This window comes from Deltaproteobacteria bacterium, assembly GCA_009692615.1.
Taxonomy (GTDB): domain Bacteria; phylum Desulfobacterota; class Binatia; order UBA9968; family UBA9968; genus DP-20.
Genome location: SHYW01000027.1, coordinates 1 through 14,300 on the forward strand (window position 1 = coordinate 1; position 14,300 = coordinate 14,300).

Annotated in this window: 12 protein-coding genes and 2 rRNA genes; 5 read left to right on the forward strand and 9 right to left on the reverse strand. The window is 56.4% G+C overall.

Going from position 1 to position 14,300, the window contains the following annotated elements:
• The 4 genes from EXR70_08660 to EXR70_08675 all read left to right on the forward strand — a co-directional run.
• Positions 1-410, forward strand: a 23S ribosomal RNA gene (locus EXR70_08660); the annotation flags it as partial.
• Positions 411-479: 69 nt separating this feature from the next.
• Positions 480-595: ribosomal RNA gene (gene rrf / locus EXR70_08665) — 5S ribosomal RNA — on the forward strand.
• 294 nt (positions 596-889) lie between these two features.
• Positions 890-1,588 carry a hypothetical protein gene (locus EXR70_08670; GenBank protein MSP38547.1) on the forward strand — a complete coding sequence of 233 codons (699 nt, stop codon included), beginning with the start codon at positions 890-892 and terminating at the stop codon, positions 1,586-1,588.
• Between the two features lie 37 nt (positions 1,589-1,625).
• Positions 1,626-2,780, forward strand: a complete 1,155-nt coding sequence (locus tag EXR70_08675) for a hypothetical protein (GenBank protein MSP38548.1) — start codon at positions 1,626-1,628, stop codon at positions 2,778-2,780.
• Between the two features lie 60 nt (positions 2,781-2,840).
• Here the strand turns inward: EXR70_08675 and EXR70_08680 are convergent, their stop codons facing one another.
• The 9 genes from EXR70_08680 to EXR70_08720 form a co-directional block, all read right to left on the reverse strand.
• Positions 2,841-3,722 carry a hypothetical protein gene (locus EXR70_08680; protein MSP38549.1) on the reverse strand — a complete coding sequence of 294 codons (882 nt, stop codon included), beginning with the start codon at positions 3,720-3,722 and terminating at the stop codon, positions 2,841-2,843.
• Positions 3,723-3,817: 95 nt separating this feature from the next.
• The gene (locus tag EXR70_08685) at positions 3,818-4,615 is read right to left on the reverse strand and encodes a hypothetical protein (protein MSP38550.1); all 798 of its coding nucleotides are present in this window, start codon (positions 4,613-4,615) and stop codon (positions 3,818-3,820) included.
• Between the two features lie 250 nt (positions 4,616-4,865).
• On the reverse strand, positions 4,866-6,188 hold the full coding sequence (locus EXR70_08690; GenBank protein ID MSP38551.1) for an MFS transporter: 1,323 nt from the start codon (positions 6,186-6,188) through the stop codon (positions 4,866-4,868).
• Between the two features lie 359 nt (positions 6,189-6,547).
• A complete protein-coding gene (locus EXR70_08695) occupies positions 6,548-8,083 on the reverse strand; it encodes a hypothetical protein (protein ID MSP38552.1) in 1,536 nt (511 codons plus the stop codon).
• A 10-nt stretch (positions 8,084-8,093) separates the two neighbouring features.
• The gene (locus EXR70_08700) at positions 8,094-8,729 is read right to left on the reverse strand and encodes a hypothetical protein (GenBank protein MSP38553.1); all 636 of its coding nucleotides are present in this window, start codon (positions 8,727-8,729) and stop codon (positions 8,094-8,096) included.
• Between the two features lie 335 nt (positions 8,730-9,064).
• Positions 9,065-10,084: an LLM class flavin-dependent oxidoreductase gene (locus EXR70_08705; GenBank protein ID MSP38554.1), complete on the reverse strand. Its 1,020-nt coding sequence runs from the start codon at positions 10,082-10,084 to the stop codon at positions 9,065-9,067.
• Positions 10,085-10,228: 144 nt separating this feature from the next.
• Positions 10,229-11,248 carry a hypothetical protein gene (locus EXR70_08710; protein MSP38555.1) on the reverse strand — a complete coding sequence of 340 codons (1,020 nt, stop codon included), beginning with the start codon at positions 11,246-11,248 and terminating at the stop codon, positions 10,229-10,231.
• Positions 11,249-11,285: 37 nt separating this feature from the next.
• Complete coding sequence (locus EXR70_08715; protein ID MSP38556.1) at positions 11,286-12,233, reverse strand: aldo/keto reductase; 948 nt, start codon at positions 12,231-12,233, stop codon at positions 11,286-11,288.
• Positions 12,234-12,260: 27 nt separating this feature from the next.
• Complete coding sequence (locus EXR70_08720; GenBank protein MSP38557.1) at positions 12,261-13,253, reverse strand: ABC transporter substrate-binding protein; 993 nt, start codon at positions 13,251-13,253, stop codon at positions 12,261-12,263.
• A gap of 203 nt (positions 13,254-13,456) precedes the next feature.
• On the opposite strand from EXR70_08720, the gene EXR70_08725 reads away from it, so the two are divergent.
• The gene (locus tag EXR70_08725; protein MSP38558.1) at positions 13,457-13,957 is read left to right on the forward strand and encodes a hypothetical protein; all 501 of its coding nucleotides are present in this window, start codon (positions 13,457-13,459) and stop codon (positions 13,955-13,957) included.
• The last annotated feature ends 343 nt before the right edge of the window (positions 13,958-14,300 follow it).

Below are 14,300 nucleotides of genomic sequence, written 5' to 3' on the forward strand. Positions count from 1 at the left end.
GCACCTCGATGTCGGCTCGTCACATCCTGGGGCTGAAGTAGGTCCCAAGGGTTCGGCTGTTCGCCGATTAAAGTGGCACGCGAGCTGGGTTCAAAACGTCGTGAGACAGTTTGGTCCCTATCCGCCGTGGGCGCAGGATACTTGAGGAGAGTTTTCTCTAGTACGAGAGGACCGAGAAGAACGCACCGCTAGTGTTCCGGTTGTCACGCCAGTGGCATCGCCGGGTAGCTATGTGCGGACAGGATAACCGCTGAAAGCATATAAGCGGGAAGCCCCCTCCAAGATAAGGTATCCCAGGTCGTAAGGCCTCTAAAGACCCCTTGTAGACTACAAGGTTGATAGGCCAGATGTGGAAGGCCAGTAATGGTTGAAGCTAACTGGTACTAATTGGTCGTGCGGCTTGACCATATTTATCAATTCGACTCCGTGTTAATTCGTTTTGCCCGTATTCAGTTGTGAGAGAATAGCTCTCAATAATTTCCGGTGGCGATAGCGGAGGTGTCACACCCGATCCCATCCCGAACTCGGCCGTTAAGCCCTCCAGCGCCGATGGTACTATGCGGTTGCCGTATGGAAGAGTAGGACGCTGCCGGATTTTACATAAAAGCCCCAACTTCGAAAGAGGTTGGGGCTTTTGTATTTTTTTCTATTTTGTCAATCACACTCTGCACTGCATTGTGATATTTTCCATCGTCGCGCAAGCGCTCCAAAATTAAATTCATACGCTCCTATTCTTTGGCCTCCGCGATTCACGATGAATAAATTGATTCATTCAGTGTCCAATAAGATTCGCCGCGATGTAAAGATGGGTCATTGCCTTCGTTCTGAAAGTTTGCGCGTTGGGTTGACCGCAAGTCCGCTACGGAATAACTTTTGTAGGAGTAACACCATGCGCGAAGATATGGCCAAAGTCATTGTCGAGCGCCCAAGGCGCGGCGGATACAGCAGGTGCAAAGGGCGATTGGGTAAAGACCTTGAAGCGCAACCGATCAAGCAAGGAATGAAATATCGCCTGGCCGACAACAAGTCGCTAAACGAGAACCTCGCGCCGCTGCGCCGCTACCTCGCTCGTCAGGTCGGTCGTCCGTGGGCCAGAGTTTACTCGGAGATTAGCGCCAATCTCAAAGCGACGAACGCGGTGCAGCAACATGTGCGCGATCATCTGAAAGACTACGTTGCAGTTAAGATGAGCGTCAACAAAGCGGGCGAACCGATGGTTGCGTCTCGTTGGCGGCGCTCTTACGATTTCTATGTCGACCCACAGGATGGAATCTTAAAACGCGCGAAAGCCGATACCGACAAAGCACGGAAACGCGCCAAGGAACAACGCCGGCAACGCATCGCGGTTGCGCAGAGCAAAGTCAACAATATCCAATTGGCACCGGGATCAGACTTGCGGCGACTCAACGGTATCTGGTTTGCGGTGAATTACTCACGGTCTCCTGACGGGAGTGAAATCATCAAGCAAAAACGTCAGCTTTCAACCAAAGAATTACGCCAACGTAATTTGCTCAATCAAGCAGTCTGCCCCGCAATTATCTATCGAAAGAGTCCTATAGGTATTGACCTTCGCGCGCGCGCACGTTAGCGGTAGGCGACGATACCAAACTCACTTTGCTCCAAAGATGGACGCTGTCATAGATAGCGACGCTCTTGCTGCTGCGACCGATTTGATCGGTCTTGATGAAAAATGGCTGCAGCCGTTCGATGTCGAGGATCCCTTTAACGGTGATTTGCGCTTGCGCGGCTTTCTCTGCCCAAAAACCGATCACCGTTACGGCGCCTTGGCGATCACCCATGTCGGTGACTCGCAAGCGCCACAGCTGATTCTAGCCACGCCCAAGTTGCATTACCCATTTGGCAAAGATGGTTCGTTTCATTTTCCGCCGATCAAAACCGTTCATCTCTATGAAAAACTCGACGGTACCAACGTACTTGCGTATCGCTATCGCGATGGCGACGGTCAATGGCGTCTGACCTACAAGCTGCGTTTGTCGCCGACGCTGCGCAACAGCCGCTGGGGACCATTTCTCGACATGTGGAAGGAATTGCTGCAAACCCACCCAGCGATTTCGCGACTCGTCGAAGTCAACGGCTGCCACATCAGTTTCGAGATGTACGGCGCGCGTAATTTCCACCTCATCGTCTATGAAAAAGCCCTCGCGGTGGCGGTGCTTTTCGGCGTGATGCCCGACGCGAGCGTAGTGCCGCAGCATCAACTTAATTTGCTCGACGTGCCTGGCACCTTGCTGTTCGGTGAGATCGCCGCGGGTGAAGACGCGGTGGCGAAGTATGCAGAGATTCGCGCGCAGATGGAGCAAAGAAATAAACCGACGGACGATGAAAAATTAACCGGCGTCGAGGGCACCGTCTGGTACGTTGAGGAACCGAGTGGCCGCGTCACTTTGTGGAAATGTAAGCCCGAATCCGTGGAAGCGATCCACTGGGCGCTCGGTGTCAACAAAAAAGCCGTGATCTCGACTTGTTGGAATCTTCTCGAAACCAGCGACGATCTCAGCTACGAAACGCTCCTGCCCATGCTCGCCGAAGAGTACGAGGTGCGCGACATCGAAGCGTTCCGGCCGCACATCGAAGAATGCATCCGGCAAGTCCAGCACGAATTTGAGTTCAAAGAACTGGTGTTGAACGAGTACGCCAAGCTCGGCGTCTCGATCCATGCCGATAAGGCGGTAGTCATGCGCGCTCTGGCGCAGCGTTTCGCCAGAAACGAGATGAAGAAGGTCTACGCGTTGATCGTCGCGAGCGGTCAACCATCGTAGCGGGTTTTGGCTAATCGTTGCCCGCTCGTTTTATCATCGCGGCCGATGTGTTTCACCGCCTCAGGGAGTATTTCGCGCGCCGGCTGGGGCACCTTCGGGGGCGCTTTTGCCGCGCGGCGCCAACACCAACACCTGTTTGTCGTTGTCGACTGACATCTGAAAGCGACCGAGAAAGTCCATTCCCAATAATCCTTCATAATTTGGATCACGCGAAAAATCATAAATTGCTATGCTTAAGCCCTTGACGGCTGCTTCACCGACTTTGATCGATTCGATTTGGCCAACGTCGTGCGCCACGGAACCGCCGATTCCGCTGCTTTGTTGCCAACCGACCGAATGTAGTCTGAGGTCGGAGGCGATTCGCTTTGATATTGTCGTTTGATCGGCCCCGGTGTCGACCGCCAAGTTAGCGATGACAGTGCTGTTACCGTTACTAAATGTCACAGGCACAATAACTTTGGAACGTATGATCTTGACCGGAATGGTGATCACGCCGGTAGCCGACGCTTTGGCTTCACGTTCTCCGGCAGGAGGCGTGGGGGCGAAAATCATCGTCTCTTTGGGCAGTGCGCGAAAATGATCGTCGATCTTTTTCGCCGCGTCGTTATTCGCGGTTTTGATCCATCCTATGTTGCCGTTTCTGGTTTTCACCATGAACCATTTCTCACCGCCACCTCCTGTCATCTCGGCGATGGGCGACAATGCCGTGCCGTCGCGGACGGTTTCAATCAACTCTGACGCCTCATCCGCCTCGGCGAAAAGCTGAGCCGCACTACTCTGCGCCGGTGCGCTCGCGCTCGACGCCGTCCGTACCACGTCGCCGAGCAAAGTGAAGGCTAGAAACGTGACGCTCAACAAAAGCCCGCGGCAAATTTGCCAGCAACGAATCCGAACGCGTTGGAAATGTATTTCAAGGAATATACTTTCAATCGAGAATAGCATAATCGTCGATCTCCCTATTGATTGGTATAACGAGCCTGTCCCTGGCTCGCTTCCACCATCATACCACACCGGCGCCACCAATGGTCCAGTAAGTTTTACTTCTTGCGCGGGGTTAAAATCATTACCTGTTTGTCGGCATCTACCGACATTTGAAAGCGGCCGAGAAAATCGAATCCCAACAAACCTTCGGTGCGGAAGTCATAGCCACGATCATGGATACTGACGCGCATATTCTTCACTTCTGCGTCGCCGACCTTAATTGAATCCACCTGACCCACATCGACGACGATCTGGCCACCGATACCGATTCGAATCTGACTATCGATAGCAGGCAGCCTAATCTCCCTCGCCATCCGTTTGGATATCATCGTTTGAGAGGCCCCGGTATCGACCAAGAGATTGCCAGTGGAGCTACTGTTGCCACTCGTTAGCGTGACGGGTGCGACCACCCTGGTGCCGAAAATTTTGATCGGGATTGAAATCACCCCAGTCGTCGAAATTCTCACCGCCGGTTCCGCCTCACTACTAGCGGGTCCAACGGATATGGACTCCTTCGGCATGGTGCGAAAGTGGTCGTTAACTCTTCGCGCTTCGGAATTGTCGCTCGACTTGATCCAGCCGACGTTGCTGCTACGGGTTTTCACCATGAACCATTTTGTACCACCGCCGCCGGTCATCTCCGCGATGGGCGACAACACTGCGCCGTCTCGAACTGTTTCGATCAATTCGGAAGCTTCATCGGCTTCGGCAAAAACTTGCGTCGCGGTATTTTGCACCGGGACGCTCGCGCTCGAAGCTACCCGCGTCGAGCTACTGAGCATGGTGAAGGCTAGCAGTATCACCCTAAGCAAAAGCCTTCGATAATTTTCAAAACGTTGCTGTGAAATCATCATAGTAGTCGATCTCCTGATTTGCGCCGGCAATTACTCCAGTCGATAATCCGTTACACCAACGTGATGTCTCAGGCCTACTTGATCACTTTGCCGGGGTACGAAAGCCGTTCCGTGCACATCGAATAGCAATAATGCGGCAACGAAACTACGAAGCCGACGGAATTTAACGATCGATAGCTCTCATCGCATAGACTTCCCCCAATCCAAAATCTAAAAGCGGCCCCGCGGACGCAAATCCAAAATTCTTCACTCACGCCCCGGCGAATTCCGGCTCTATGTCGATCTCCGGTTTTTCCACGTTGCGCCGGTCGACGGTCAACGCGAGGCACGCGGCGATCAGTCCCATGCAACCGCCGACGAGAAAAGCGTAGTGATAGTCGCCGAAGTGCACGCGCACCCAGCCGCCGAGGATGGCGGCGGAGGCGCCGCCGAGTTGATGGAAGACGAAGACCGTGCCGAAGATGCTGCCGACTCTTTCGGATCCGAAGGTGCGGGCGATGATCGTCGTGGTCGCTGGGCCCGACGCATACCAGTCGAGACCGTAGAGCACGGCGAACAGAAATAATCCCGTCGATTCGGTAACCAGTGTGAGTAGCAGCAACGCGGTGCCGCGTAGGGCGTAGACGACGGCGAGCACTTTGCGCGGATCGATACGGTCGACGAGATATCCGGAAAATGTCGTGCCGATGAAACTCGCGCCGCCCATGATGCCCACCGCCGCCGCCGCGGTCACTTGCGGGATGCCGCTCTCGATTGCGTGTGGGATCAGATGCGTGCCGATCAGTCCATTCGCCGTCACGCCGCAGATGAAAAAGCAGCCGGCGAGTATCCAGAACGTCGAGGTCTTCACCACCTCCGACATCGCCGCCATCGACATCGGTCGAATCACGCCGCGAGTGTAACTGGATCGTGTTGGCGCGCCGCTTCCCTGTCCAGATCGGTATGGTTCAAGTCCAACATCGGCAGGACTGTCGCGCATCCAGAACCAGATCGCGGGAATCAATAGCGACGCGGTCGCGACGATCATCATCAGCGCGCTGCGCCAACCAGTGGAGAGAATCACCGACATGAGTAGCGGTAGGAAAACAATTTGTCCCGCCGCGTTGGCATTGGTCATGATGCCCACCGCCAAGCCGCGCCGGTCGACGAACCAGCGCGCCGCGATGCTCGCGCCAAGCGCGGGAGTGATTCCGGTGGCAATGCCGAGGATCACGCCCCAAAGCAAAACAAGCTGCCAAAGTTGTTGCAGGAACACCACGCCGGTGAGACCGAGCGCGATGGCTGTGAGACTGCTGAGAATCACTCGGCGCGGCCCGAAGCGGTCGATCAACCAGCCGCCCACCGGCGCGAACAATCCGAGCAACAAAAGATTGAGGCTCGCCGCCGAGGCGATCTCGGTGCGGCTCCAACCGAACTCCGCCTCGAATGGATGGATCAACACCGACGGCGCCGAGCGGATGCCGGCCGCGGTGAGGTTGGCGAGAAAACTCAATCCGACGACGAACCAGCCGTAATAAAATGGCATGGCCAGCGGCGCGCGGGGGGACGATGGCGACTCTGGATATTTGTTCATAGGTTTTCTGTAGCACAGATTACCAATGGATAGAAAATAGGGTAGCGGTTCGGTTTCAATATCATCCTATGTAGGGGCGACCCTCTGTGGTCGCCTGTTCCGGAGGGCAGACACAGGGGTCCGCCCCTACGAAGACGATTCGTTTAAATCATAGTGAACCAGTGCCGAAAATAGCTGAGCGGGTTGACGCTGCTCTAATTACTGATGAACGGATTTTGTCGAATCGAAGCTGCTTTCTTTTCGTCATTCCGGCGCAGGCCGGAATCCAGGGGCGGATGGGAAGGGCGGGTCGCGACCCGCTCTACGGAAAAAAACTGGATGCCAGCCTACGCCGGAATGACGGAATTTAATCTTGACGATTACGGCACGACTTCGATCGCTATGCGATACGCCGGCAATTTGTAGCCGAGCGCCAGGGCGGGGAAGTCGCGGGCGTAGGTGAGGAAGGGCGTTTGATAATTCCACGGCACGCGGTCTTTGCCTTTGTAGATCGCGGGATAAAGATCGATCAGGTGTGTGCCGGGTGCGCCGCTGGCGACCAGATTGATGGTGATGTCGCCGTTGCTGTTGAAACCGCAAGCGTAGCCCATCGCCGCGTTGTCGTAGGTGACCGCGACCGTATTATCGAGCTCGGTCCAGCCGCTGCCTTTGATTTGAATCGTGAAGGGCTCGCCGACTTTCACCCGCCGTGGATTTACTTTGACCAGACTCTGTTCGACGTAGAAGGGGACTTCCGCCAGCACGCGATCGTGGGCGACTAATTTAACTACGTGCCAGCCGCCGAGATCGTCGGGGATCTGAAGATTCGTCGTTAACGTGCCGTCAGCTTTTGTCGTCGCGGTTGTGAGCGCCACGTTGTCGAGATTCCAACCGCTGGGCGTCATGCGGTTGCCGCGGGCGGTGACGAAGTGCAGACCGACTTCGCTGCTGGGTGGCAATCCCTTGGCATTCATGACTGTCTTGGTATGCACAGCTCCTGACGTTGGCGACAATTGTATTGATCCGGGAGCCACCGGTTTCATGCTCATGGTCGTGCGCGCCGCGTCGGCGGAAAGTTTTGCAACTCGAGTTGCCTCCGGCCAATCTAATTTATTGGGCGGCGGACCGGCGTCTTTGGTGACATTAAATGTGAAGCGAAACTCTTGCTGGTTGCCGAGATGAGAATAGATGTAAGCCTGCGGCGACTGTTGGGTGTTGAGATAAGCGCCCGGCGCGTAGGCGGTGCTGTTGTTGAGTTGGATGACATGCTTACCCGCCGGCCCGGCGGCGCGAATCTGAAACGTCGCGCTGCCCTTGGTCGTCACCGCGGAAATCTCGCCGGTATATTTATTGTCGTAGCGCAGGCCCATGAATTGTTCAAAGCCGCGCCAGCCCATGCCGTGCACTGTAACGACGATCGGTGTTCCGACCGGACCTTCGCTCGGCGTGATCGCGGCGCTGCGCAGAATACGAAAGCCGCCGCGCACTAGGTCTTGGCCGTCGATCGCGCCATGAATGTCGTGCACCTCGCCGAAATCTTCCGGCGCGGTTAATTTCAAACTCACCCGTCCTTGGCCGTCGACGGTGGCGCTGCCGAGGGACACGCGCTTCTCGTCGTAATTGCGCTCGTGATATTCGACGTTGTCGACCAACACTTTGGTAAGATATTGCGCGTCAACGGTGGTCCAGAAAAATTCCACTTTCTTGCCTGCGGCCAGGCCTTCGGCGCTGATCGTAAACGATGCGCCAACGTACCCTTTGACCGGTTCGACTTTGAGAGCTTTGAGCGGTGCGCTATTGCTGGCGGACTTGGTTTGTTGGGCGGATACGAATGACGACCCAGGCGCGAATAAAAATAATAGCGCCAAGGCGCTGAGCGGCACTGAACGACGCAAGCGAGGCAGTGGATTCATCATGCTGAAATATTCAATCGATGATCCGCACGCGGCTGTCGGCCGTGGTGGCTTTTTGAATCGGCGGCGAGAAGGTCATCTTCCTCCCGTCTTTGGTCGCGATGTCGATGCGATAGTCGAAGGAGCCCAAAGGATAGTCCGGCGGAATGTCCCAAGAAGTGTCCCACATCCAGGCGGAGCCTGGCAGCGCCGCGCCGCCGCCGCGCATGTTCCAGCGGCCGGGAACTTCTTCGCCATGGGGCAAGACCAATTTGACCGTCGCACCGTCTTTGTCGGTGACGCGCTTGCCGGTACTGGTGTCGAGGATATCGAAGCGCACGACGATTTTCATGCCGCGTTTGAACACGCCGCTCTGAATGCACGGTTGGGTCGGCGCATAGCCGTATTTGTTCGGCGCATTGGCTGTCAAAGTTTCGACATAGAAAAAGAACGGCCCCACCGGCTCATAGTAAAAAGCTGGCGCCGTTTGCGCGACGCGCGACGGAGCCGTCGAGGGAGGAGGAGGTGCCATTTTTCTCGCGCCGAGGACCATCGACACCTCCTCGCCGCTTTGTGTTGTCGTCGCCGGTGCGCAATTGAACGCTAGCAGCGGTAGGAACCCGAAAAACGCGGCGAAGACGAAGCTGCGAAGATAACATTTGTTGAGCATGGTGCCTCCTCGAAACAATTCAAACATGGAATCGAATAATAAGGCGCTGGCGGTAAAATAGGGGATGGAGTGCGCCACTGTCAAGTTGAAATTTGGCGGCGGTAAAATTCTGGAGAAAGAAGAAAAGGAGGGGAGCAGAAGATTCACCACAGAGCACACAGAGGGTTGGGAAATTAAATTTCTCTGTGTCCTCTGTGATCTCTGTGGTGAGAACATCTTTATCCGATATCCGCAAAGATGGCGGACATCCTTCGACGGACTCAGGACAGGCTCCGGTCCGCCTCTACGAAGATCCTCGGATTATTACTTCATTGTTGGGTTAGTACTTTCATGAGTTACAGCGCTGCCAGCGCCGGCATCACCCGGTCAGTGAACAGATGGAGATTTTTGAGCGCCAGCTCTTGCGGCATGCCGCCGAAGTGGAAGGTGCCGGAGAAGGTCGTGATCCCGGCTTCTTGGTGCCAGCGTTGGATTGTGTCGGCGCAGCGTTCGGGATCGCCGACGATGATGAAGCCGCGCGCCATGTCGGCGCCGATGTCGCGTTCGGTGAGTTTTCGCGTCGGATCGGCGGCGGTGTGGAGGTCGCTGTAGTTTTTCATGAACGGTGCGGCTTCGCGCATGCCCCGTTCGAAACTATCCGAGACGTAAATGTGAAACTTGCCGAGCACGTCGCGGCTGACGAAGTCATGGCCGGCGTCGGCCAACTCGCCGCGGTAGATTTTTACCAACTCGCGTAGCGCGTCGGTGGTCGGATGGACGAAGGGCACGGTCATCAAATCGTAGCCATGCTTGCCGGCCCAGCGAAAAGTTTCTTCGCTGCGGGTGGCGCCGACCCAGATGCGAGGATGGGGCCGCTGCACCGGCTTCGGTAAAATATCGACGTTGTCGTAATTATAGAATTCGCCGTGAAAATTAACCGGTCCATCGGACCAAGCTTGGCGGATGATCTCGGCGCATTCGATGAAGCGCGCCGTCGCTTCGTCGCGGTTCATGCCGAACTTGCGATACTCCACCGGTTCGCTGCTCTTGCCGATACCGAAATCCAAGCGCCCGCCGGAGATCACATCGGCTATGGCGTAAGCTTCGGCGAGTTCGATCGGGTTGTGCAGCGGCAACACCGCGACGGCGACGCCCAAACGAATGCGCGTCGTTCTGCTTGCTAGCGCGGCCAAGAACGTCGGCGGATGGGGCAAGCTGCCGCCGTAGACGCCGAAATGATGTTCGGTGATCCACGCTTGATTGAAGCCGAGCTTTTCAACTTCGATGATCTGGTCGTACATCTGCCGGTAAAAGTCCGGCAGCGGCCCTTCGACGTCCGGCATGTAGGTTGGAAGAATGTGAATGCCAAATTTCATGTGACCTCAATCATCCGATCGGAAGGGCAAGGCACGCCTTGCCCCTACGCGTCCGATTTCTTGTTTGCGCTCTTTGCGTCCTTTGCGGTTAAATAATCCCCGTCCGAGATCCACGGGCGCGATGAATCCCGTCACTACATTCGACTAAAACAGTACGCTCTTCAACTTCGCCAACACCGCTGGGTCGAGGTTGAAAATCGCGTCGACGGTTTTCTTCATATCCTCGGCGGTGACGGGTGCTAAGCCGAGACGAGCTTTTTCCGCTTCGGCGATGAACTCGGGATCTCTGACCGTCTCTTGCAAAGCTTTTTGCAGTAGCTGGGCGCGATCGAGCGGCGTGCCCGGCGGCAGCGCGAGAGTCTTGGTGATCTTGCTCGGAAAGTGAATGCCGATTTCGATCAGCTGCTTGGCTTCCGCTGTCTTCGCTAGATCGATGGCCAAGGGAACCTTGGGCAAATCGGCGAACGGTTTGGGCACGGTTTGCAGCACGATACCGACCACGCCTGTCTCTAACGATTTTTGCCAGGCGCCGCGCATGGTGTCCCAGCCCCAAGTGGTGCCGTCGATCTCGCCGCTCTCGGCGGCCAGCCGCATGTCGGCGGTGCCTTTGTAACCGGAAATAATTTGGATCGGCAAGTTCAACGCCGCTTTGATCACCTTGATGACGTTGTCGGTGCCGAAGGCGCCCGGCCCGGTGGTGCCCATCTTCACCGGCGTTTTCGCTGCGAACCATTTTTCCATGCTCGAAATGCCGCTCGCTTTGGTGAGCGCGATGGCGCTCTCGTCGCGCGCGGCGGCGCCGACGTAAACGAATTTCTTCATATCGAGAGCGATGCCCGGCTGTCCGGTCGCTTGGCTGAAAGCGAAGCCGCCGCTGAAGTGGCCCATGGTCAAACCGTCGGGCTTGGCGACTTTGTAAAGATGATTGGCCGCCAGCAAACTGCCGGCGCCGGCCATGTTGTCGACCAAAAACGTCGGATGGCCGGGAATGTATTTACCCATATGGCGCGACAGCATTCTTGCCAAGGCGTCGTAACCGCCGCCGGGCGAGTAGCCGACGATGATGCGAATGGTTTTGCCCTGATAGTAGTCGGATTGCGCGTCAACGTTGCCGACTAGAATTCCCAGCGCCAAGAGAACTTGACTGAAAATGTTTTTGCTCATGACAAATATCCTCAAGGACAATTTAGACTTGCAGCCGTCAATAATTTCCCGTCAGCGAATTCAAATTGCCGAACACTTCAATCAAACGCTGGCGCACCGGTGCGGGCAAGGCGGGCCGCAGCAGCGATTCGACATTAGCTTTGAGATGGGCTGGATTGCCTGTGCCGGTGAGCACGCTGTCGACTCCCGTCTCGTGACGGCAAAAGCGATAGGCGCCGTCTTGGATCGAAGTCGCGCCGCCTTCGTTGAGCAAAAAATCCAGCGGTGCGTCGGCGTTCACGGCATCGGCCGCAAGGGCGCCTTTGGCGATCAGCTCGGCGCAGAGTTTTTTCAAACGCTCCGGCTGACTCAAGGCGCGGCGCAGCGCGTAGCTGACCAGCACTCCAACGTCGTTCGCCTTGGCCAGCGGCAAGATGTTTTTGCGCGCGCAGGGATTGAGCAGGTTGAAGCCGACCATGATCACGTCCCAGACATTGTCGCGCAGCGCCTGTTCGAGCATGGTGTGCAAAGAGTCGACGACGAAACGCTCGGTGATGCCGAGCGCGCGAATCTTGCCTTCGTCTCGCAAACGCAACATGGTTGGCAGGTGGCGCTCCACGGCGTTGCGATAATCCTTCGGCTCGGCGCCATGAACATGGTAGACATCGACATAATCGGTGCCGAGATTTTTCAAGCTCTGTTCGAGCGAACGGCGAATCTCGCCGGCGGGATCGCCATGATCCTCAGGCACGATATTTTTCTTGGTCGAGATCACCAGCCGGTCGCGCGCCACGCCGGCAATCGCCTTGCCGACGACGGCCTCGGTGCCGTACCACTCCGCCGTGTCGAAAAAATTAATTCCTAGATCGATGGCGCCACGCACATGGGCGACGACATCGTTTTCGCTTTTGTTTTTGTCCTTGAGCCCCAAGCGGCTCGGCCCGCCGCAGCCCAAGCCGGCGATGCTGACTTTCAACTTTGTCCGACCTAGCGTTGTGTATTCCATTTTGGCAATTGCTCAACCGGTAACAATCTAGCGCAATCCTTCGCCGGCGTTGCGCGCCATGGTGAAGTCGAAAACCCGCTCCGGTGCGATCTGCGGCGGCGGTTTGACGCGCTGGGCTGCGGTCGCGATCATCTCGCGCTGCAATTTTTCATCGATGATGCCGGTGAGCGAGTAGCCTTGCACGGCCGCTTCGTAGGCGCGTTCGGCAAATCGTTCGCGTTCCTTGCCGAGCTCGACGTAGTTTTTTTGGATCAGCGTTTCGACGGCATAGCGCTTGTCGTTTTTTAACAAGCGTAGGGCGCGCAGCGTGGCGCGGATGACTTTGGTCACGACTTCGGGTTTCTCGCTGAGCAGCGCTTTGGTCACGGCGAGTCCGCCTTGCACGGCGCGGTAGTAGTCGCCGCCCGAGGCGACTTTTCGAAAGCCCTCGTCCTGGGCGACGAAGGTATTCGGTATCTGCAACATCACCGCGTCGATGACGCCAGCGCGCAACGACATATACGACACGTCGCCACCACCCAGCGATAAGAATGTAACCTGGTCGACGGGAATTTGATTCGCCAACAAGATTTGCCGGATGATTAACTCAGGTAAGCCGCCGACGCCGCCGAAGCCGATGCGCTTGCCGCGCAGTTGGGAGATACTCGCGATGCTGGCGTGGCCCATTAAATCGAAAGAGGGCCGCTCGCTCATCGCCATGACGACGCGCACGTCGGCGCCGTTGACCGCGGCGCTGAGCGCGGTGCCCGTGGCAGTGCCGAAATCAATGCTGCCGCCGAGCGTCGCCTGTACGGTTAGACTAGCTTTGAAAAGAATGATCTCGGCGTCGATGCCTTCGTCGCGAAAAAAACCGCGCTCGCGCGCCACCCAAAATGGCAAGTCGAGGGTGCCGCGCGAGACTACGGCGATGCGGATAGGAATGAGTTTCACCGATTTCTCCGCGGCGCATACTCGGGCAGCGACAGGGCTGGTTGCGATGATGCAAATTAATAGCAGCGACAGGCGCGCGACGCGATTCATGGGAGTCTCCGTGCCGCGAAACTAGTGCAAAGCGATCCATCCGTCAAATCGAAAACGCTGATCACGGCTCGTATCCGTAAATCTGCAATCTGCAATCTGCAATCTGGAATTTGGAATTTGTAATTCGCGCATCGCGCCGCCATTGACGCTTATGACGAAACTTTGTTAGAAGTTACGCAGCTGACTTAGGAAGGAGATTCGTTATGGCTTACACGCTCGAATCGTTTGCCTCGGAGATACAGGGGATACTCAAAGCGGACCCGGGCCGCACCGGTCGCGAGCAGGTTAAAAACCTGGTCCAGGAAGCGCTCAAAGACGAAAAGTTCGTCGCCGCTTACGTCAACGACAACACGCCCGACCGCCAGGTGATCTACGAAGACGCCGATCTCGGATTTTGCGTCTGCGCCCACGTCAACCGCGAGGCCAAAGAGGCCAATCCCCACGATCACGGCAGCTCCTGGGCGATCTACGGCCAGGCTTGGGGCGAAACCCAAATGAGCGACTGGGAAGTTATTGAAGCCGCCGCTGAAGGTAAGCCGGGAAAAGTCCGGCGCGGCCAAGTGTACATGCTCAAACCGGGCATGGCGCATATTTATCACGAAGGCGACGTGCACTCGCCCAAACGCACCGCGGCCACGGGGTTGCTGCGCATCGAAGGCAAGAACACCACGAAGTTGAAACGGTTCCCTTACAAAGCGGTGTGAGCGTCAAACGCCAAGCGCGCGCATTCACGCTATTGAATGTGCGAGGCTCGAATCACGCGATCAATTGTACGGGTTCTTGAACAGGCCGACGAGACCGGTGGTGCCCTTGGTGCGGCCATTCAATTTTGCCAAAAGCTCGTCGCGGGTGAGACCAGCCGGCAGTTCCGTCGGTTCGAGAGCAGTGGTAAATTCTCTTCATGGACATAGCTCGCCATCAAGATAGATCTTTTTTACGATGAAAAAGCTATCGCAAACGCGGCGAGATCTGTCAGGGCGATATCGGCGTCGGCGATAATCAAGCGCGCTATCGCGAGTGACCGGAGCAAAAAACAGGCTCTGGAAA